The organism is Corynebacterium sp. p3-SID1056 (assembly GCF_025152525.1).
In the GTDB taxonomy this organism is placed as follows: domain Bacteria; phylum Actinomycetota; class Actinomycetes; order Mycobacteriales; family Mycobacteriaceae; genus Corynebacterium.
Genome location: NZ_JALXXL010000007.1, coordinates 61,586 through 80,839, shown reverse-complemented (window position 1 = coordinate 80,839; position 19,254 = coordinate 61,586). Strand labels below are relative to the sequence as shown.

16 protein-coding genes are annotated in these 19,254 nt (G+C 66.5%); 9 read left to right on the top strand and 7 right to left on the bottom strand.

Annotated features, from left to right (window positions below; all coding sequences use genetic code 11):
* Window positions 1-7: 7 nt before the first annotated feature.
* The 5 genes from brnQ to M3G14_RS07735 form a co-directional block, all read right to left on the bottom strand.
* A complete protein-coding gene (gene brnQ / locus M3G14_RS07755; protein WP_259925963.1) occupies window positions 8-1,393 on the bottom strand; it encodes a branched-chain amino acid transport system II carrier protein in 1,386 nt (461 codons plus the stop codon).
* Window positions 1,394-1,522: 129 nt separating this feature from the next.
* On the bottom strand, window positions 1,523-2,611 hold the full coding sequence (locus tag M3G14_RS07750; RefSeq protein WP_259925962.1) for a phosphotransferase: 1,089 nt from the start codon (window positions 2,609-2,611) through the stop codon (window positions 1,523-1,525).
* Window positions 2,612-2,636: 25 nt separating this feature from the next.
* Window positions 2,637-4,358 carry a maltose alpha-D-glucosyltransferase gene (gene treS, locus M3G14_RS07745; RefSeq protein WP_259925961.1) on the bottom strand — a complete coding sequence of 574 codons (1,722 nt, stop codon included), beginning with the start codon at window positions 4,356-4,358 and terminating at the stop codon, window positions 2,637-2,639.
* A 6-nt stretch (window positions 4,359-4,364) separates the two neighbouring features.
* Window positions 4,365-5,486 (bottom strand): MalY/PatB family protein, encoded by a 1,122-nt coding sequence (locus M3G14_RS07740; RefSeq protein WP_259925960.1) that lies wholly within the window; start codon window positions 5,484-5,486, stop codon window positions 4,365-4,367.
* Between the two features lie 58 nt (window positions 5,487-5,544).
* The gene (locus M3G14_RS07735; RefSeq protein WP_259925959.1) at window positions 5,545-7,419 is read right to left on the bottom strand and encodes an ABC transporter ATP-binding protein; all 1,875 of its coding nucleotides are present in this window, start codon (window positions 7,417-7,419) and stop codon (window positions 5,545-5,547) included.
* Between the two features lie 79 nt (window positions 7,420-7,498).
* Here M3G14_RS07735 and M3G14_RS07730 point away from each other — a divergent pair, with 79 nt between their 5' ends.
* Entirely contained in the window at window positions 7,499-8,044 is a 546-nt protein-coding gene (locus M3G14_RS07730) for a hypothetical protein (RefSeq protein ID WP_259925958.1), read from the top strand.
* On the top strand, window positions 8,044-8,577 hold the full coding sequence (gene idi / locus M3G14_RS07725; protein ID WP_259925957.1) for an isopentenyl-diphosphate Delta-isomerase: 534 nt from the start codon (window positions 8,044-8,046) through the stop codon (window positions 8,575-8,577). The genes M3G14_RS07730 and idi overlap by 1 nt, the downstream gene beginning before the upstream one ends.
* On the opposite strand, the gene M3G14_RS07720 is transcribed toward idi, so the two are convergent.
* Window positions 8,574-9,854: a carboxylesterase family protein gene (locus tag M3G14_RS07720; RefSeq protein ID WP_259925956.1), complete on the bottom strand. Its 1,281-nt coding sequence runs from the start codon at window positions 9,852-9,854 to the stop codon at window positions 8,574-8,576. The two genes, idi and M3G14_RS07720, sit on opposite strands and share 4 nt — an antisense overlap.
* 31 nt (window positions 9,855-9,885) lie before the next feature.
* Here M3G14_RS07720 and M3G14_RS07715 point away from each other — a divergent pair, with 31 nt between their 5' ends.
* The 3 genes from M3G14_RS07715 to M3G14_RS07705 are packed head-to-tail and all read left to right on the top strand — an operon-like array spanning window position 9,886 to window position 12,189.
* Entirely contained in the window at window positions 9,886-11,865 is a 1,980-nt protein-coding gene (locus M3G14_RS07715) for a M3 family metallopeptidase (RefSeq protein ID WP_259925955.1), read from the top strand.
* Between the two features lie 4 nt (window positions 11,866-11,869).
* A complete protein-coding gene (locus M3G14_RS07710; RefSeq protein WP_259925954.1) occupies window positions 11,870-12,040 on the top strand; it encodes a hypothetical protein in 171 nt (56 codons plus the stop codon).
* Between the two features lie 5 nt (window positions 12,041-12,045).
* Window positions 12,046-12,189, top strand: a complete 144-nt coding sequence (locus tag M3G14_RS07705) for a hypothetical protein (RefSeq protein WP_259925953.1) — start codon at window positions 12,046-12,048, stop codon at window positions 12,187-12,189.
* A gap of 6 nt (window positions 12,190-12,195) precedes the next feature.
* Here the strand turns inward: M3G14_RS07705 and malQ are convergent, their stop codons facing one another.
* Window positions 12,196-14,349 carry a 4-alpha-glucanotransferase gene (gene malQ / locus M3G14_RS07700; protein ID WP_259925952.1) on the bottom strand — a complete coding sequence of 718 codons (2,154 nt, stop codon included), beginning with the start codon at window positions 14,347-14,349 and terminating at the stop codon, window positions 12,196-12,198.
* A 70-nt stretch (window positions 14,350-14,419) separates the two neighbouring features.
* Between malQ and M3G14_RS07695 the strand changes: the two genes are divergently transcribed.
* The 4 genes from M3G14_RS07695 to hrcA all read left to right on the top strand — a co-directional run bounded on the left by M3G14_RS07695 (window position 14,420) and on the right by hrcA (window position 19,224).
* Entirely contained in the window at window positions 14,420-16,258 is a 1,839-nt protein-coding gene (locus M3G14_RS07695) for a long-chain fatty acid--CoA ligase (RefSeq protein ID WP_259925951.1), read from the top strand.
* Window positions 16,259-16,352: 94 nt separating this feature from the next.
* On the top strand, window positions 16,353-17,021 hold the full coding sequence (locus M3G14_RS07690) for a hypothetical protein (RefSeq protein WP_259925950.1): 669 nt from the start codon (window positions 16,353-16,355) through the stop codon (window positions 17,019-17,021).
* 9 nt (window positions 17,022-17,030) lie between these two features.
* Window positions 17,031-18,173 (top strand): radical SAM family heme chaperone HemW, encoded by a 1,143-nt coding sequence (gene hemW, locus M3G14_RS07685; RefSeq protein ID WP_259925949.1) that lies wholly within the window; start codon window positions 17,031-17,033, stop codon window positions 18,171-18,173.
* Window positions 18,174-18,204: 31 nt separating this feature from the next.
* A complete protein-coding gene (gene hrcA, locus M3G14_RS07680; RefSeq protein ID WP_259925948.1) occupies window positions 18,205-19,224 on the top strand; it encodes a heat-inducible transcriptional repressor HrcA in 1,020 nt (339 codons plus the stop codon).
* Window positions 19,225-19,254: the final 30 nt, after the last annotated feature.

Below are 19,254 nucleotides of genomic sequence, written 5' to 3'. Positions count from 1 at the left end.
CCCCACACTACGCGGTAACGACCTCGCCGTCGATGGTCTCATTGGTGCCCACGGCCATCGGGGTCTTGGGGTTGGCCCAGTCGATGGCAAGGCCGATGGCAAACGTGATGGCGACCGGGACGACCCAGCCCAGGCCGTCCGCCTGCAGCGGCAGCCAGGTGATCAGCGGCGACAGGGCGTCGGCAGCCCAGCCCAGGGACACGAAGGTCTCGATGGCGGAGTAGATTACAGCAACCCAGATCGGCAGGAAGAACGCCCAGGTGAAACGGGTGCGCTTGGCAAAGGCGGGCTCGATCAGGGTGACCAGGATCAGCGCGATGGCTGGCGGGTAGAGGAAGCCGATGACCGGCGCCGCAATCGCCATGACGAAGTCGAGGCCCTGCGTTGCGATGACCGCGGAGGTGATGGTGAAGATGATGGCCCAGGTGGAGTAGGAGCCCGCGAACTGGGAGCTGAAGTATTCCGCGGTCGCGGTGATTAGGCCAACGGCGGTGGTCAGGCAAGCGAGCAGCACGATCAGCGCGAAGATGACCTGGCCGGCGGTGCCCATGGTCAGGTTGGAGGCGTCGGCAAGCAGGGCGGCACCGTTGTCGTACTGGCCCGGGTTCGGGATGACGCGACCGATGGTGCCCAGGCCGAGGTAGATCGCGCCGAGCATGACACCCGCGCCGACGCCGGCCCAGATGGTGCCGCGGACGATCTGCTTGCCTTCGCTGAAGCCCTTGAACTGAAGGGTGGTGATCACGACGATCGAAAACGCGAGCGCGGCGATCGAGTCCATGGTCAGGTACCCCTCGAGCAGGCCGGAGGTAAACGGACCGTCGGCATAGGCCTCCGCGGGGGCGGCTGGTGCAGCGCTCCACTGGAAGGCGGCCACGGTGATCATGATGACCAGCAGGATGACCAGGGCGGGCACGAGGAATTTGCCCAGGGTCTCCATGATGCGCGTGGGGTTCCAGGCCAGCGCCAGCGCGACGCCGAAGAACACGACGTTGAACACGCCGGAGGCAAACAGACCTTCCCAGCCGAACAGCGGGGTGATCGCGGTCTCCATCGAGACCGCGCCGGTACGTGGCAGCGCGTAGAACGCGCCGATGGACAGGTATGCCAGCACGGGGAACACCACGCCGAAGATGGAGCCGGCGCGCTGCGCGAGGTCGCGCACGTTGGCGCCTGACAGGGCGATGGCGATCACGGCGAGGACCGGCAGGAGTGCGCCGGTGCCCAAAAACCCGAGGATGGCGGGCCAGAAGTTGTCGCCTGCCTGCACCGCGAGCATCGGCGGGAAAATCAGGTTGCCCGCGCCGAAGAACATGGAAAACAGGGCGAGCGCCGTGATGACGATCGTTTTCGTGTGCCCGCCGCTGGCGGTGGGCGTTGCTGTGGAGCTCATTGGAACCTTCCTTGTAAGTATCGGTTTGCTTAAGCGTACCCTGCCAATCCCATTTTTTGGAAACCTTTCCCGCCTAGTGGGAAAATTGGGCCCCGCTTACCGACGCCACTCCCACGCTCACGGCCCCTCCTACACCAGTTGCGCAATCGCCTGCATCGGAATGTCCACCCAGTCGGGGCGGTTGTTCGCCTCGTAGACCACCTCGTACGCCGCCTTATCCACGATGTAGGCGGCGAGCAACGCGTCGTGCTTCGCGCCGTAGCCGGCAAGTAACGTCTCCGTGCACGCCTGTTCCCACTCGGGCGCGAACCCGCCGACCGCCCGCGCGTAGCCGAGCGAGCGGACCATGCCGGCGACATCGCGCAGCCGGTGATCCAGGCGGCGGCGCTGTGCAAGCGAGCGCGCCGGCTCGCCCTCGAAGTCGATGAGGTACCAGCGCTCGGGCGTTTTCAGCGTCTGGCCTAGGTGCAGGTCCCCGTGGACGCGCTGCACCGGCACGCTGCCGGACGCATCCAGCGCTGCGTAGAGCTGTGCAACGCGCGGGGCGACGTCGGCAAGCACCGGGGCGCGGCGCACGTACTCGTCGAAGTTTGCGGCCAGGCGCTGCGCGACGCGTGCCGCGTCAACGTGCTCGACGCCGAACTCCTGGGCCAGCGCGTCGTGGACGGTGCGCATTGCCTCGCCGAGCGCGCCGAACTCCGCCGGATCGAGCGCCCCGCCGGTGGCCAGCTCGAAACCGTCGACGCCGCCAGAAATCAACTGCTGCTGCATCGCCAGCGTCTGCTCGCCGCGGGTGACGTACGCGTTGACCACGGCGACGTTCGGGCAGTCACCGATCCGGCTGAGCAGCTCCACATCCGGGTTCAGCCCGTCCTCGAGGCGGCGGAAGACTTTCACGATGGTGTCGCCGACGACCAGTGAGGTGTTGGATTGCTCCGCCCCCAAAGGGGTAGCCGCACCGGTACGCAGCTCGCCGTGCACCTGGCCAAGCTGGGGCAGGGCAGCGAGGTAGGCGGTGGCGCCGGCGTCGGTGTGCAAGACGTCGGCGTCGAGGTCCGCGCCGCCGAGCAGCACTTGGTAGGTGTCGGTCGTGTCGCCGTGGGTGACGTCGAGAAGCTGCCACTGCGCGTCCTCGACGGGGTGGGACGCGGCGACGTCGATGGCGTCGACAGGTTCGGACTTGGCACCGTAGAAACGCTGGGAGGCAATATCAAACATGCCCCCAGCCTACGGGCCGCGACGGCTACGAGATGTCGAACCAGAAGAAACCGTGCGGGGCGAGCGTGACCAGCCAGGGCAGCTCGCCGATGGCGGGGAACTCGAGCCCGCCGGACAGCTCGCGGGGAGTCACACCCGCGTAGTGGCCGAGCTGCATCTCCACGGCCTGCGGACGCGAGCTCATGTTGTGCACGCACAGGATGCGCTCGACCGCGCCCGACTCGTCGTGGTACTCGCGGATGAAGGCGAGGACTTGCTCGTTGCCGTGCTCGACCTCGATATAGGTGCCGCGGCCAAACGCCTTGTACTGCTTGCGAATGTGCACCAGTTTGCGCACCCACTGCAACAGCGAGTTTTCGCGGTTCATCTGCGACTCCACGTTGACGATGTGGAAGCCGTACTGGTCATTGCGCACCGGCGGTAGGTAGAGGCGCTCCGGCTCCGCCTTGGAGAACCCGCCGTTGCGGTCGTTGGACCACTGCATCGGGGTGCGCACCCCGTCGCGGTCCGGCAACCAGATGTTGTCGCCCATGCCGATCTCGTCGCCGTAGTACAAAAAGGGCGATCCCGGCAGGCTCAACAGCAGAGCGTGGGCGAGCTCCAGGCGGTCGCGGTGGCCGCCGAGCAGCGGGGCGAGTCGGCGCCGGATGCCCACGTTGGCGCGCATGCGCGGGTCGTAGGCGTAGTGCTTATACATGTAGTCGCGCTCTTCCTCCGACACCATCTCGAGCGTGAGCTCGTCGTGGTTGCGCAGGAAGATGCCCCACTGGGCGGTCGCTGGGATCGCCGGGGTTTCGCGCAAAATGTCGATGATCGGCTGGGCGGATTCCTGGTGGATGCCCATGAAGATGCGCGGCATGACGGGGAAATGGAAGGCCATCTGGCACTCGTCGCCAACCCCGTCGGGGCCGCCGTCGCCGAAGTAGGCCACGACCTCATCGGGCATCTGGTTGGCTTCGGCAAGGAGGAAGCGGCCGGGGTATTCCTCGTCGAAAAGCTTGCGCACGCGCTTGATAAAACCGTGGGTTTCTTCCAGGTTTTCGGAGCTGGTGCCCTCGCGCTCGAAGAGGTAGGGGATGGCGTCGAGGCGGATGCCGTCCATGCCCAAATCCAGCCAGAAGCGGATGATGTCGAGGACTTCTTCCTGGACCGCCGGGTTGTCGTAGTTGAGGTCCGGCTGGTGGGAGAAGAAACGGTGCCAGAAGTACTGCTTGCGCACCGGGTCCCACGTCCAGTTGGACTCCTCGGTATCGATGAAGATGATGCGGGTGCCGTCGTACTGCGTATCGTCGTCGGTCCACACGTAGTAGTCGCCGTAGGGCCCGTCCGGGTCCTGCCGGGACGCCTGGAACCACGCGTGCGTGTCCGAGGTGTGGTTGATGGGGAAGTCGGTGATGATGCGGATGCCGCGCTTGTGCGCGGAGTCGATCAACGAGATGAAGTCTTCCACCGTGCCGAACTCCGGCAGCACCTTGCGGAAGTCGCGGATGTCGTAGCCGCCGTCGCGCAGCGGCGAATCATAAAACGGCGGCAGCCACAGGCAATCCACGCCCAACCACTGCAAATAGTCGAGCTTTTCTTCGAGCCCTTTCAGCGTGCCGATGCCGGTGTCGTCCGGGTCGTAGAAGGCACGGACAAGGACTTCGTAGAACACGGCGTCCTTGTACCACTCCGGTTCGGGCCGCTCCCAGGGCTGCTCCGGGGGCGCGGGGGTGTAAAAATCTGAGGCCTGCGGGGTGTGCTCCATGCCCTCCTACAGTAGGCGAATCGCCTCCGCCATGCGGTCGACGGCCTCCTCAAGGATCTCCGGGCTGGTAGCGAAGTTCAGCCGCGCCTTGTGCTCGCCGCCGGGGCCGAAACTCACCCCCTCGTTCATGGCTACCTTCGCGTGCGTGCGCAGCCACGTGGCCGGCTTTTCTGTGGTGAGCCTGGTGTTGCGGAAATCCAAAAACATCAGGTAGGTCGCTTGCGGAAGGTTGACCTCGATGCCGGGGATCTTTTGCGGCAGAACCTCCGCGAGCCAATCTCGGTTTTCGCGCAGCTGCGCTACCTCCTTATCGAGGAAGTCGACGCCGTCGCGGTAGCAGGCCTCGGCAGCGACAATGCCGAGCGTGCCCGTGCCGTCCTTGGCCACGCCGCTCAACCCCTGCCAGGTCTTCACGTCCTCATCGTTGGAAAAGATCAGCTGCGCGCACTTGAGTCCCGCCACGTTCCACGCCTTGGAGGCGGCGGTAATAGTGATGCACACATCCGGGTTGTTCGCGGCCGCACACGTGTGGGCACCGTCGTACACCAGCGGGGCGTGGATCTCGTCGACAATCACACGCGCGCCGTGGCGCCTGGCCAGCGCGCAGATCTCGTCGAGGCGCTCGGCGTCAAACGTCCAGCCGCCGGGGTTGTAGGGGTTGGTCAAAATGAGCGAGCCCGCGCCGCGCGCAAACGCCGCCTCCAGCTCGTCTACGTCCAGCCCCGGTACCGCGGCCACGTTGATGCGTTCGCGCCCGGCGGTCTCAGCCACCTCAAGGAAGGGGTGGTAGGCCGGCACCGGCACGATGACTGGGCCTTGGGTGAAGTATTGGATCGCCAGCAGCACGCCGCGCACCACGTCCGGGATGGGAAAGATGCGCGCTGGGTCCGGCCGCCAGCCGTAGCGCGCGCCATAAAAGTCGGCGACAAGCTCCGGCAGCTGCTGTGCCTGCGGCGCTGGCGTGTAGCCGAACATTTCGCGCTCGACCGCGTCCGCGATGGCGGCTCGCACCGGCTCGGCGGTGGTGAAGTCGCTTTCCGCCACGAACAGCGGCAGCACATCGTCGTCGTACTGGGTCCATTTGCGGGTTCCGCGTGCGCGGAGTTGTGCAAGCTCGGGAAAATCCATGGGCCCAAGCTTATCGACGCCCGCCTCACCACCCCAGCGCTACATTCACGCCCGCGGGCTACGCGTCCTCTTCCTCGTCCTCGTCCGCGGCCTCGTCGAGCTGGAACCCAAAGGATTTCAGGCGCGCCCGGTCCGCGGCCGAGGACGAGGCGGTGAGCGCAAGCAGCTCTGAATAAATACCGCCCGAGACCGCGAGCTCGGCTGGCGGGCCGATCTCGTCGATGCGGCCGTGATCCAGGGTGATGATCGTGTCCACGTCGGCGATCGTGGACAGGCGGTGGGCGATCATGATGGTGGTGCGGTCCTTCATCAACTCGTCGAGGCCCGCCTGCACGGCGCGCTCCGCCTTCGTGTCCAGCGCGGAGGTCGCCTCGTCGAGGATAAGGATGGGGGCGTCTTTGAGCATCGCGCGGGCCACGGCCACGCGCTGGCGCTGCCCGCCGGACAGCCGCAGGCCGCGCTCACCGATGACGGTGTCGTAGCCGTCCTTGAAACGCATGATGAAGTCGTGGGCACTGGCGCGCTTGGCCACGTCGATGACTTCCTCGCGCGTGGCGTTCGGTTTGCCGTAGGCGATGTTTTCGTGCACGGTGCCGGAAAACAGGGCGGGTTCCTGGAAGACGACGCCGGTGGACGCGCGCAGTTCCTCCACGCTGAGGTCTGCGAGGTTGCGGCCGCAGATGGTCAGCGTGCCGTCGACAAGCGGATAGAGGCCTAAGAGCAGATTGACGATGGTGGACTTGCCACCCCCGGATTCGCCGACGAGCGCGATCTTTTCGCCCTCGCGCGCGGAGAAGCTCAGCCCCCGCAGGACGGGCTCGCCGGGCGTGTACGCGAAGGACACGTCATCGAAGGCGAGTACCGGTTCGCGCACGGGCAGGGGGTGGTGCGCGGTGTCGCGGAGCGCCGGCACGTCCGTGGACTGCGTGGCGGCGACGAGCTGCCTGTTCGCGGTCGGCTCGCAGTCTTCGTCCATCACCTTGAAGTAGTCGCGCGAGCCCGCGATGGCGCGCTGCGCGGCATCGACGATCCAGCTCATCATCTGTGCAGGTTGCCGCGCCATCGTGACCATCTGGATGAGCATGACCATCTCGCCAATAGAGAAATGGCCGCTGAGTGTGCGCAAGAACAAGATGAGGTAGATGCCCAAAAAGATCGCGGTCATGGCGATCCCGCGCGCCGTATCCATGCTGTGCCACCAGCGCGACTGCGGCTTCGTCAGCGCCACCGTTTCGTGGTAGTGGTGTCCGAACTTGTCCAGCTCGCGCACCTCGGCAACATACGACTTGGTCACCTTGACCTGGCCGACGACCTCGGCGAAGCGGCCGTTGGCCTCGTCTACGTTGGCGTTCTTGTCCTTCTCGTAGCGCTGCCATCGCTTTGAGGTCAGCGCGGTGAGCCACATGTAGAGCGGGAAGAGCAGCGCGAGCAGGACCGTCAGCGGCCAGTAATAGTAGGCAGTGATGGCCAAAATTGCCGCGACCTGCAGCAACATCGGCAGAAAGTTGTTGGCGAAAGACTGGATGAACTGCGTGACATTGGCAATCGAGCGGTCCAGGCGCGCAATGATCGTGCCGGTGATCTGCGTATCGAAGTAGCGCTGCGGCAGCGACAAGAGCTTGGCAAAGTAGCGCGTGGACATAATCTGCCGGATCCGTGCCACCATCACATCGCCCAAGTAACCGGAGACGTTGCGCAACAGCGCGGCGGCCGACTCGGCGGCAAAAAGTGCCAGCGCCAGCCAGATGATGGTGCGGGTGGGCGCTGGCCCGGTACCGTCGCCAACGTAGCCGACGATGGTGTCGGTTGCCTCCCGGATCAAAAACGGCGAGACCAGCCCCAGTGCCGCAACGCCGGAGGAGATAATGACCACGGCCACGTAGTACGGCCACAGCGCAGACGCGCTGCGTAGGACACGCAATAAAGACTGCATAGTTTGGCTAGGGTACTCGGGCTGTACAGTAAGGAAGAATCGAAACGTCCACTGCCACAACGAGTAAAAAGAGGCGTGTATGTCACACCGTTCGCAGTTTATTGCCGTGCTTCTGACCGCCAGCTCCGTGTTTGCGCTGTCCGGGTGCGTCAGCGGCAAGGAGAGCGTGGAATCCCAAGAAGAGGAAATCGAGATCACCACGCCGACCGGCGCGCCCGCGCCCGAGTTCAAGGCGGAGGAGGTCGACCCTGTGGTCACCGACAAGCTCAACGGCGACCGCGTCGAGGACCCGGCAATGGACCTGTCGTACAAATGGCAGGGCACAAGCTACGAGCCCAACGGCGGCACGGTCGTAGTGGTGGCGGTGACCAACGAGAGCGACGTGCCGATGCCGGCCGACACCCTTACCCCGCAGCTGCGCTACAACGCGGGCGGGTCCTCGATGCAGACGGCCGATCCGAAGAGCGCGGAAAACGCCGACGTCGACATCATCGGCGTTGACCTGCCGCTTGGCCCGGGCGCGACCACGAACGCGAAGTACGCCTTCGACGTGTCCACGGGCAACCTGTGGGACGCGGAATTCACCATCGGCAACGTGACGTTTAAAGGGAATCTGAATAATTAATGCGAGAGCAAGTAGTGCTTATCGACGCCACGGGGCACCCCATCGGCGCCGCCGATAAAGCCGAAGTGCACACCGACTCGACGCCGCTGCACCTCGCGTTTTCCTGCTGGCTACTCGACGAAAACGGCCGCCTGCTGCTCACGCGCCGCGCGCTGGGCAAGCTGACCTGGCCGGGCGTGTGGACGAACTCGTTCTGCGGCCACCCCGCCCCGGGCGAGGCGACCGCGGACGCGGTGCGCCGCCGCGCCGCAGAAGAACTCGGCATGCCCGACATCGACGCGGTCACCGAGGTGCTGCCCGACTTCCGTTACCGCGCGGTGGATTCCTCCGGCGTGGTGGAAAACGAGGTCTGCCCGGTCTTTACCGCGCGGATGGTACCGGGCGTGGAGCTCGCGCCGAACCCCGAAGAGGTGGACTCCTGGGTGTGGGCAGACCCGCGCGATGTGATCAGCGCTGCGGAGGCGACGCCGTTCGCGTTCTCGCCGTGGCTGGTGGAAGAGCTGGCCGACGAGCGGCTGCGCCGCGCGCTCTAGTGTTCTTGCGCCACAGGCGCGAACACGCCACGTACGTAGCCGAGCGGATCGGTGACTTCTTCCGCGCCCGCGCCGTCGAGGCGCACGCGCATGACCGTCCTGTCTTCTGCGTAAGGGCGCCAGCCGGCCTCGCCAGTGCGCGCGAAGTGGGTCAGCCACGCGTTGAGCCTCGTGCCGGTACTGAAGGCGGGCGTGAGCTCCTTGGAGTGGTACGCCGGGCGGGTGTCGGTAGGCAAGAGCTCGGCCTGCCACAGCTCGCCGGGCGCGCCCTCGGCGATCTGGTCGACCCAGCGTCGGCACAACGCATCGGAGATGAGCCGGCCGCCGACAGCGTGCGGATCCATCGCGGCCGCGCGCTCGAGGTAGGCACGGGTGTGGCCTTTCGCCACGCCCATGTGCCGGGCCATAAGCGTTGCTGCGGGTTTGCCCATCCCCACGCGGTCAAGTCCGCGGACCATCGGTATGAATTCGTCGCGGGTGGAAGTGACAACCAGTGGGACGCGAGCAAGCGCGCCCGCCTCAAGAGGGAAGGGGCCGAGCGCGATATCGGTCGCGTACTGAGTGCGGAAGCGCCCGTAGGCCCGAGCGATGCGCTTCGGGTTGCGCGCAGCTAGCGCGTTGAGTTCGCCGCGCAGCAGCGGTGTGCCGAGCGCGCCGCGCGCCGCCCACTTGCGCGCGGCGAAGCTACGGCGAGGGAAGACGGGCGAGGCCACGACCGCGCGGCGGAACTCGCCCTTGTAATGGTCGCGACGTGCGAGCCAGAGTGCGATGTCGGCACCGGCGCTGTGGCCGACGATCGTCACGTTTGTGGGGTCGCCGCCGAAGGGCTCGATGTTGCGCTGGATCCAGGAAAGCGCCGTCGCGCAGTCCTGCACCGCCCGGTACTCGTGCGGCGCGTCGCCTGACAGCGGCAACATGCCGGGAAACTTCAACCGGTAGCCAACGCGCACGTGCACAAACCCCGCGCGCGCAAAGCCTTCCGGGTTACTGAAGGTGTCCGTGTGGCTGCCTTCCTCGAAGCGCCCGCCGTGGATGAAGACGATCACCGGCAGGTCGTCGTTTCTGCGCGCGCCCTCCGGGGTGGTGATGGAGAGGCGGGTGGTGGACGGGTCAGGCGCGGTGGCGTCGATAAGCAGGCCGGTTGGTGCGGGCGCGGGCGACTCGAAGGGAGCGGGCACATGCGCGTACGGGATCGAGTGGAAGGTACGCACCTCGCCGTCGCTGGTGCCCACGATGGCGCCCGCGGGCGCGGTGACTTGGGTTTCGCGCGTAGACATGCCGCAATCTTAACCGCCTAAGATGGCCGCCATGACCAATCCACTACTTGCGCCGTCGACGCTGCCGTACCAACTGCCCGACTTTGCCGCCATCGAGCTGGACCACGTCGAACCAGCGTTTGACGAGGCGATTTCCCGCCACAACGCTGAGATCGCCGCGATCTGCGCGGAAGCAACCCCCACGTGGGAAAACACCGTTGAGGCCTTCGAGCTGGCCGGGGCGGACCTCGAGCGCGTGCTCGCCTGGTTTTTTAACCTGCAGGGCACCGACGCCACCGCCGAGTTCGACGCCGTGGCCGATGCAATCGTGCCGCGTCTCACCGCGCACACAGACGAGATCTACCAAAATGCTGAGCTCTACCGCCGGCTGCGCGCCGTCGAAGCGCCCGCGGACGAAGAGTCGCAGCGCCTCCACGAGCTTCTGCTGCGCCGCTTTACCCGCCGCGGCGCGGAACTCGACGCCGCCGGGCAGGCACGGCTGCGGAAGCTCAACGAGCGTCTTGCCGAACTCTCCGAACACTTCGGCCGCAACCTGCTCGCCGACACCAAGAAGCTTGCCGTCCGTTTCACCCGCGATGAGCTCGCGGGGGTGAGCGAGGATCAGCTCGCCGCCTTTGCCGACGGCGACAGCTACCTCGTTCCCATCGAGCTGCCGTCGACCCAGTCACTCCAGGCTGATCTTTCCGATCCCGCCGCCCGCCGCGCGCTTTTCGACGCCTCCCTCGCACGCGGTGCCGAATCCAACGCCCCGATCGTGCGCGAGGCGGTCGCGCTGCGCCAGGAGCGCGCGAAACTGCTCGGCTTTGCCACACACGCCGACTACGTCATCGCGGAGGAAACCGCAGGCAACGCGGACGCGGCGCGGGCGCTCATCGCCGACCTCGCGCCGGCCGCGGCGGCAAACGCGGCGGCCGAGCGCAAACTCGACGGCGAGCTTGCCGTCTCGCGCGGCGTGGACCTCGACGCAGACGGCCTCGACGGTGCGGACTGGCCGTACTGGTCCGCGCAGCGCAGGGCCGAGGAACTCGACGTCGACGAGGCGGAGCTGCGCAAATACTTCCCGCTGTGGCAGGTCCTCGAAGACGGCGTGTTCTACGCGGCGAACCTGCTCTACGGCATCACCGTCAAGCGCCGCGAGGACCTGCGCGGCTACCGCGACGACGTGCAGGTGTGGGAGGTCACAGACCACGACGGCACCGGGCTCGGCCTGCTGCTGACCGACTACTCCGCCCGCGAGAGCAAGCGCGGCGGCGCGTGGATGAGCAGCTTCGTGGACCAGTCACTTTTGGCCGGAACGAAACCGGTGGTGGTCAACGTGATGAGCGTCAACAGCGAACTGCTCACCATCGACGAGGTCACCACCGTCTTCCACGAGTTTGGTCACGCCCTCCACGGCCTGCTGTCTCACGTGCGCTACCCGTCGCTTTCCGGCACCAACGTGCCGCGCGACTGGGTCGAATTCCCCTCGCAGATCAACGAGAACTACGCGTTCGCGCCCGAGATCGTGCGCCACTACGCCCGCCACGTCGACACCGGCGCACCGCTTCCCGACGAGCTGCTGGCCGCCGTGCGCGCCTCGCGCACCTTCGGCCAGGGCTTCGCCACCGCCGAGTACCTGGCGGCGGCCGCGATCGACCTGGAATGGCACTCGCTGCGCGATACACCGCCGCAGGACATCGAGGCCTTCGAGGAGGATGTGCTGCGCCGCTACCACCTCGACGTGCCGGGGCTCACGCCGCGGTACCGCTCCACGTGGTTCAATCACATTTTCGCCGGCGGCTACTCTGCGGGCTACTACTCCTACCTGTGGGCTGAGGCGCTCGATGCTGACGGCTTCGAGCTGATCCGGGAAGAGGGCATCAACCGCGAAACTGGCGAGAAGTTCCGCGAGACGATCCTCTCGCGCGGGGCCGCGCGAGACTTCCAAGCGGCCTACCGCGCCTTCCGCGGACGGGACAAGGACACGCGCCCGCTGCTCGTGCGGCGCGGGCTCGAAGGGACGGAGCTCTAACACCTTGTTTGGATTAAGCCCCTGGCTGCAGCTGCCAATCGTACTCGCCGTCGCCGTGCCGTTGGCGTCCGTGGCGGCGTGGGCGATGCTGCGGGTTGCTGATTGGTTGGCGTATCTGCGCAACCGCGCCCGCGAGCGTCAGTTGCCGACGAAGCAGGCGCGGGAAGTAGACTAAGCGCCATGGCAAACCCGGAAGAACTGCGTAAGCAAGATCAGCGGCTGCCGAAGCCGCAGCGCAAGTACCCGCAGTCGCGCGTGACGCAGGCGCTCTACGTCATGCTCGCGCTCATCGTCGTCGCCGCGCTGCTCGGCGGCCTCTTCTAGGCCCTTTTACGCCGAGTGCGTGCGGCGCGACGCCTCGGCGACGCGGTGGAAGAGGGGATTGTCGCGCAAGTCATCGATGAGCACGGGGGCACCGCTCGCGTCGGTGAGCGGGATGCACCAGTTGGAGTACTGCTCCGAGTTGGTGCCGGGCTGGTTTTGGATGCGGCGATCGCCGACCATGTCCACCAGATTCGTCACCGTCATCGCCGACGGGGTCGACGCGATGAAGCGCGTCAGCCCCACCAACAGGTCATCGAGTGAGCCCGCAGCGTCGAACTCGCCGAGGTCGAATTGGCTAAAATCCGTCTCCGCGAACGCGGTGCCCGCGAACGCACCCTCGGCGCGAGCCTGGTTGAGCACGCGCCCGATCCACACGCCGTCGTTCGCGTTGAGCTCGGCGAGCGACTCGCTGACCAGGCCGAGCTTGGAGCGCAGCTCGTTGTGCGCCCCTTCGAGGTAGCCGGCCGTCGGCGGCAGGTCGTGCGTGCCAACTGCCGAGAGCGCCAGGTGGCGATACTGGTCCGCGGGCCGCGGGTCGCCGGCCGGCGGGATGGACTCGAACCAGAGCACGGTGGTACCGAAAATGCCGGTGTCGCGCAGCACGTCTTGGACCCACGGCTCGAAGGTGCCGAGGTCCTCGCCGACGACAACCGCGCCTGCGCGCTGCGCCTCCAACAGCAAGATGCCCACCATCGCGCGGAAGTCGTAGTTCATGTACAGCCCGTCGGCGGGGGTGTCCTCGCGCGGCAGCCAGAACAGGCGGAACAGGCCGAGGATGTGGTCGACGCGGATGCCGCCCGAGTGGCGCAGCACGGTGCGCAACAGGTCGCGCCACGGCCCGTAGCCAACGCGAGCGAGCGCCTCCGGGTTCCACGGCGGCTGCGACCAGTCCTGGCCCTGCTGGGAGTACTGGTCCGGCGGGGCACCCACGGAGGCGTCCTGGACGAGCACGTCGGCGAGCGTGTGCGCGTCGGCGCCGTCGGGGTGGATGCCCACCGCGAGGTCGGTCATGATCCCGATGCGCATCCCCGCGGCGAGTGCGCGGTCCTGGGCGACGCGGCGCTGCTCGTCGGCGATGAACTGCAGCCACATGTAAAAACGCACCGTCTCTTCGTCCGTCTCGGCGGCGACGGCGTGCTGGCCGCGCTCGAGGTCGGCGGCGCGCGAAGCGCACCACTGCGCGAACTCGCGCAGCCCCTCGCCCTCGTCGAGGGTGTAGAGCTCGAAATCGTGGGCGCGGCCCTCATCCTGCTGGGACAGGAAGAACAGCTCGCGCAGCACGGCGAGTTTGGTGCCGAAGACGGCATCGCGCTCGAGCGGGGCGGCGGTGCGGTTCATCGCCTTCAGCGGCGCGGCAAGTTCGTCGACGTCGGCGCGCGTGCCCGCGTCCAGGTGCAGGTACTCGGGCACCGCCTCGACCGAGATGTAGATGGGGTTGACGAAGCGGCGCGACGCCGGCAGGTACGGCGAGTCCTCCACTGGCGGCACTGGCTGCGCGGCGTGCACCGGGTTGATCAACAGGTAGTCGGCGCCCTCGGCGGCGACGGTCTCGGCCAGGCGCGCGAGGTCCTCAAAGTCGCCGATGCCCCAGGACTGGGTCGAGCGCACCGAGTACAGCTGCGCCATCACGCCGTAGGCGGGTCGCTGGACCAGTGCCTCATTCGACTGCAGGCGCGCGGGCACGACGATAAGCGTCGAGACCTCGTGCAGGTCGTCGGATTCTAAGTGCAGCTCGTGGAAGCCCTCCGGCAGGTCGCCAGGGACGTGGAAGGTGGCCTCGCCCCACACGGTGCCGTCGGCGGCGGTGGTCGGCGGCGTCCAGTTCTCGTCCTGGTAGGCGTCCCGCGAGGAGCCGTCCTCGAGGCGGATCCAGCAGTGCGCGTAGTGGCCGTCGTGCACGTGCACGTTGAAGTGCTGCTCTTCGCCGGCGGTAGCCACCACGGTGGGCGGTAGCGGGCGGGTGGCGAGTTCGGTCGCGCGGGCGTCGATAAGCGCGCGGAGCGTCTCGTCGGTGGGGGAGTCGGGCACGTCAACGTCGATGGCGCGCAGCAGTTTGAGGAAGGACTGGGCGGGCGGGGTGGTCAGCTGCCCGTCGGAGGCTCGGTAGGCGGTGCCGAAGCCGTAGGACTGGGCCAGAGACAGCAAGAGATCCTCGTTCATCACAGTCAATATTGTGCCAAACGCGCGTGACCGGGGCCAGGTGGGGCTTCAGGCGGTAGTGTGAGGGTTTATGTCGCAGAATGCTTACACAACGGACCTTGGTTTCACGGTGCCGCCGGAGGAGAATTGCCTCAGTCAGCTCATTGCGCTGTGCGAAACGCAGCCGCACATTGTGCTGTTTTCGCGACCGCGCAACTACGACTGGGTCAACGTGACAGCCGGAGAATTCCTCGAGGAAGTCTACGAGGCGGCGAAAGGCCTGGTCGCCGCGGGTGTGGAGTCGGGCGACCGCGTGGCAATTTTGTCGGCGACGCGCTACGAGTGGTCGCTGATGGATTTCGCCATCTGGGCGGCGGGCGCGATCTCCGTGCCGATTTACCCCTCGAGTTCAATGTCGCAGATCCAGTGGATCCTGGAAGACTCGGGCGCGAAGCTGGCGCTGACCGAAACGCGCGACCACACGCAGCTCATCAGCTCCTTCCTGCTGCAAGACGACGGCACGCCCCGGCTCGCTGGGTCGACGTCCAAACTGCAGAAGATCTACGAATTCAATGCCTCCGGCGTGGAAACCCTGAAGTTCGAGGGCCGCGACGTGGAGCAGTCGCTTATCGACGCCCGCGTGGCCGCCATCACCCACGACCACATCGGCTCCATCGTCTACACCTCGGGCACGACTGGCCGACCCAAAGGCGTGGAGCTGACCCACGGCAACTGGATCCACCAAACCCGCGCGCTGATCTTCAACGAGATCGGAGAGGTTGCCGTGCCCGGCAAGCGAGTGGTGACGTTTTTGCCGCTGGCGCACGTGCTGCAGCGTGCCGTCTCCCTCGCACTCGCGATGGCGGGCGCGACCCAGTCGCACTGGTCCGACACCTCCACCTTGACCGTGGAGCTGCAGCGCGCGCGACCCAACATGGTGCTCGGCGTGCCGCGCGTGTTTGAAAAGGTGCGCAACGCCGCCTACAACAAGGCCGCCGACGGCTCCGCGGTGGGCAAGCGCGTCTTCCTCGAGGCAGAGCGCGCCGCGATCGAGTACTCCAAGGCGATGGAAACGTCCGAGGGACCGAACCGCGTGCAGAAGGCGAAGCGCAAGGTGTTTGAGAAGCTTGTGTACTCCAAGCTCAAAGACGCCATGGGTGGTGCCGTGACCTACGGCATCACGGGCGGGTCGGCGATGAGCGCGGACCTATCGCACTTCTTCCGCGGCATGGGCGTGCCCGTGTTCGAGGGGTATGGCCTGACTGAGACGTGTGCGGCGGCGTGCGTGAACAACAAGGTTGGCCAGAAGATCGGCACGGTTGGCCCGCCGGTCAACGGCTACTCGGTGCGCATCAACGACGACGGCGAGATCGAATTCGCCGGCCCAGGCGTGTTCAAGCAGTATTGGAACAACCCGGAGGCCACCGCAGAAGCCTTCGACGAGGGCTGGTTCAACACCGGCGACCTCGGCGAGGTGGACGACGAGGGCTTCGTACGCATCACTGGCCGCAAGAAGGACCTTATTGTCACTGCCGGCGGCAAGAACGTCTCGCCAGGTCCGATGGAGGAGATCATCCGCCAGGACCCGCTGATTTCGAATGCGTTGATCGTCGGCGACGGCAAGCCGTTCATCGGCGTGCTCGTCACGCTCGACGAGGACGAGCTGGCCCGCTGGAAGGCGGACCGCAACATCCCCGAGCACCGCAAGCTGGCCGAGCTCGCTCTGGACGCGAGCCTGCGCGCGGAGGTCCAGGACGCGATCAACATGGCCAACGCCACCGTCTCGCATGCCGAGGCGATCAAGAAGTTCCGCATCTTGGACCGCGACCTGTCTGAGAAGGACAACGAGATGACGCCGACGATGAAGGTCAAGCGCAACGTCGTCTTCGAGCGCTTCAGTGAGGACATCGACAAGCTCTACGAGCGGTAGCGGCGCGCCGTCCACGGCGCGCCACCGCTGTGGCTTAGCATGGCTCCCAGCAAATCTTTAGTTGTAGTCCAAGCGAACCGAAGGGGGCTTATCCGTGCGCAAGACAGCGGCCATGCTGCGGCACCGTGAGCTCACGCAGGAGATTTACAACATCGGCGATGAGGTTGCCGAATACATCGAGCACATCGCCGAAGCTGTTGCGGACTACGACGGCGAGCTCACCGACGACTGCCTCGCCGAGTTCGTCGAGATCGCCGATGACGCTCGCGTAGACGCGCGCCGGGTCGTCGGCGAGCTGATCGGGTTGCGCCAGGCACTGACTTCGGGGATGCGCGCGGGCGTGCTCTCGGCCTCTGCCTGCCCCGAGGAAAAGGTGCCGGAGCCCGAGCTTCTCGACGCCGCCGGCTTAAGCGATCTCTTCCCACTCGCCGCCCCCTTCTCCGTGCAGACGATGGAAGACGCGCTGACCGGCCGCACCGACTTAACGGTGCAGCACCTCACCGAGATCGTCTCTTACACCCTGGAACAGACCGACATGGTCGCCCGTGAACTCGGCGCGGTGAGTCTGCCGCACCTGTTCGCCACCGTCTCGGAGCTCGTCGAGGCCGTTGTCGACGGGTGGGTCGAGACCGTGTGCGTAGACCACCCGGCGTTCGCGCGCACCATGCGCGGGACGAACCCGCCGGAGTTTTTGGAAGAGCGCGCCCGCATCAACCGGATCGTGGAAAAGGTGGCCGCGAAGCGTTCGCGCCGCGGCGCCTAGACTAGCCGCATGGCTGAATCCGAGACAGGTCGAGACACCTTCGGTGTCTACATTCACGTCCCCTTCTGTGCGACCCGCTGCGGCTACTGCGACTTCAACACCTATACGCCTAACGAGGTGGAGTCCTCCCATGCGGAATACCTTGACGCGTTGGAGCTCGAGCTTGAACTCGCCGCGGCGCGGGTCGCCGCGCGCGGTGCGCACACGGTGTTTATCGGCGGCGGCACGCCGTCCCTGCTCGGCGCGGCGGGGCTGGCTCGCGTGCTGGACGCGGTGCGCGCCACCTTCGGGCTCGCGGGCGGTGCCGAGGTGACCACGGAGTCGAACCCGGAGTCCACGAGCCCCGAATATTTCGCGGGCCTGGTGGACGCGGGCTTTACGCGTGTGTCTTTGGGCATGCAGTCGGCGTCCGCGCCGGTGCTCAAGGTGCTTGACCGGGCGCACACCCCGGGCCGCGCCGTCGCGGCGGCGAAAGAGGCGCGTGCCGCAGGCTTCGCGCACGTGAACCTGGACATGATCTACGGCACGCCGACGGAAACCGACGATGACGTGCGTAAAACCCTCGACGCTATCCTGTCTGCTGACGTGGACCACGTCTCCGCCTACTCGCTGATCGTGGAGGACGGCACGGCGATGGCGCGCAAAGTCCGCCGCGGCGAGCTGCCGGCACCCGAAGAGGAGGTCTACGCCCGCCGTTACGAACTCATCGCCCTGGTGCTCGAGCACGCCGGTTTCGACTGGTATGAGGTGTCGAACTGGGCAAAGCCGGGCGGGGAGTGCCGCCACAACCTGCTCTACTGGCGCGGCGGGCAGTGGTGGGGCGCGGGGCCGGGCGCGCACTCCTATATCGGGCGTGAGCGCTTCGCCAACGTCAAGCGGCCCGAGCGCTACGCCGCACTGCTACGCGCCGGCGAGCTGCCGGTGGATTTTTCGGAAACGCTCAACGACACCCAGCACCACGACGAGCAGGTGATGCTCGGGCTACGGCTCAAAGAGGGGATTCCTGCCGGTTGGGTCGGCGGTGGGGCGCGGGGGGTCGTCGAAAAGCATGTACGCGGCGGGCTGCTGACTTCCGGCGAGCGCATTGCGGTCACGGATGCGGGCAGGCTGCTTGCCGACGGCATCGTCACCGATATTTTGGCCGCCGAGTAGGATAGCTGGCAGTCGATGAGAGGGAGTGCTAATGAGTGCTGCTGATGACCGCCGCCGCGCGGTGCTGCGCGCAATCGTTGCCGACTACATCGCGCAGCAAGAACCTGTCGGATCTAAGGCGCTGGTCGAGCGCCACAAGCTGGGCGTGAGCTCGGCGACCATCCGCAACGACATGAGCGTGCTGGAGCAACAGGGCTACATTAGCCAGACCCACACCTCCTCGGGTCGCATCCCCACGGAGGCCGGCTATCGTGCGTTTGTCGACGCCCTCCACGACGACGTCAAACCGCTGTCGGTGGCCGAGCGCCACGCCATCCTCGACTTTCTCGAGCACGGCGTCGACCTCGAAGACGTGCTGCGCCGCAGCGTGCAACTGCTCGCGCAGCTGACTAACCAAGCCGCCGTCGTGCAGCTGCCCAACCTGGAAATCTCCCGGGTCAAACACTGCGAGGTCGTGGCGCTGACGCCGACGCGCCTGCTCCTCGTGGTCATCACCGACTCCGGCCGCGTGGACCAGCGCAATGTGGAGCTGCGCAGCCCGCTCGCGGACGCCCACGTCCCCGTGCTGCGCGACCTACTCAACGACATCCTCGTTGGCCGCACGATGCGCGAGGCCGCCGCCGGGCTTTCCGCCCTGCATGCGCGCGCCCCACGCGAACTCGCCGACGCCGTGTCGCGCTGCGCTGCGGTGCTCGTGGACACGTTGGTCGACACCGCCGCGGACCGGCTGCTGATCGCGGGCGCGGGCAACCTCACCGTGCACCGGCTCGCCGACCTCCACAGCGTGATCGACGCGCTTGAGCAGCAGGTCGTGGTGCTCAAACTGCTCGCAACCGCCCAAGACATGGAGCGCGTCTCCGTGCGCATCGGGCGCGAGAACGAGAACGAGGAATTTTCCCAGGCGGCAATTGTTACAACTGCGTATGGTGCAGGCGACGAAGCGCTCGGCGGGCTCGGGGTGGTGGGGCCGACCTACATGGACTACCCCGGTACCATGCAAAAGGTTGCCACAGTCGCCCGCTACATCAGCCGCATCCTGCAGGGCGAATAACGCGGCGCGCGCCGCACTTGGACTTCTACA

What these genes read in the sequence shown, in the direction of transcription:
- brnQ (WP_259925963.1), bottom strand. Translation starts at nt 1,393, where the DNA reads ATGAGCTCCACAGCAACGCCCACCGCCAGCGGCGGGCACACGAAAACG.
- M3G14_RS07750 (WP_259925962.1), bottom strand. Translation starts at nt 2,611, where the DNA reads ATGTTTGATATTGCCTCCCAGCGTTTCTACGGTGCCAAGTCCGAACCT.
- treS (WP_259925961.1), bottom strand. Translation starts at nt 4,358, where the DNA reads ATGGAGCACACCCCGCAGGCCTCAGATTTTTACACCCCCGCGCCCCCG.
- M3G14_RS07740 (WP_259925960.1), bottom strand. Translation starts at nt 5,486, where the DNA reads ATGGATTTTCCCGAGCTTGCACAACTCCGCGCACGCGGAACCCGCAAA.
- M3G14_RS07735 (WP_259925959.1), bottom strand. Translation starts at nt 7,419, where the DNA reads ATGCAGTCTTTATTGCGTGTCCTACGCAGCGCGTCTGCGCTGTGGCCG.
- M3G14_RS07730 (WP_259925958.1), top strand. Translation starts at nt 7,499, where the DNA reads ATGTCACACCGTTCGCAGTTTATTGCCGTGCTTCTGACCGCCAGCTCC.
- idi (WP_259925957.1), top strand. Translation starts at nt 8,044, where the DNA reads ATGCGAGAGCAAGTAGTGCTTATCGACGCCACGGGGCACCCCATCGGC.
- M3G14_RS07720 (WP_259925956.1), bottom strand. Translation starts at nt 9,854, where the DNA reads ATGTCTACGCGCGAAACCCAAGTCACCGCGCCCGCGGGCGCCATCGTG.
- M3G14_RS07715 (WP_259925955.1), top strand. Translation starts at nt 9,886, where the DNA reads ATGACCAATCCACTACTTGCGCCGTCGACGCTGCCGTACCAACTGCCC.
- M3G14_RS07705 (WP_259925953.1), top strand. Translation starts at nt 12,046, where the DNA reads ATGGCAAACCCGGAAGAACTGCGTAAGCAAGATCAGCGGCTGCCGAAG.
- malQ (WP_259925952.1), bottom strand. Translation starts at nt 14,349, where the DNA reads ATGAACGAGGATCTCTTGCTGTCTCTGGCCCAGTCCTACGGCTTCGGC.
- M3G14_RS07695 (WP_259925951.1), top strand. Translation starts at nt 14,420, where the DNA reads ATGTCGCAGAATGCTTACACAACGGACCTTGGTTTCACGGTGCCGCCG.
- hemW (WP_259925949.1), top strand. Translation starts at nt 17,031, where the DNA reads ATGGCTGAATCCGAGACAGGTCGAGACACCTTCGGTGTCTACATTCAC.
- hrcA (WP_259925948.1), top strand. Translation starts at nt 18,205, where the DNA reads ATGAGTGCTGCTGATGACCGCCGCCGCGCGGTGCTGCGCGCAATCGTT.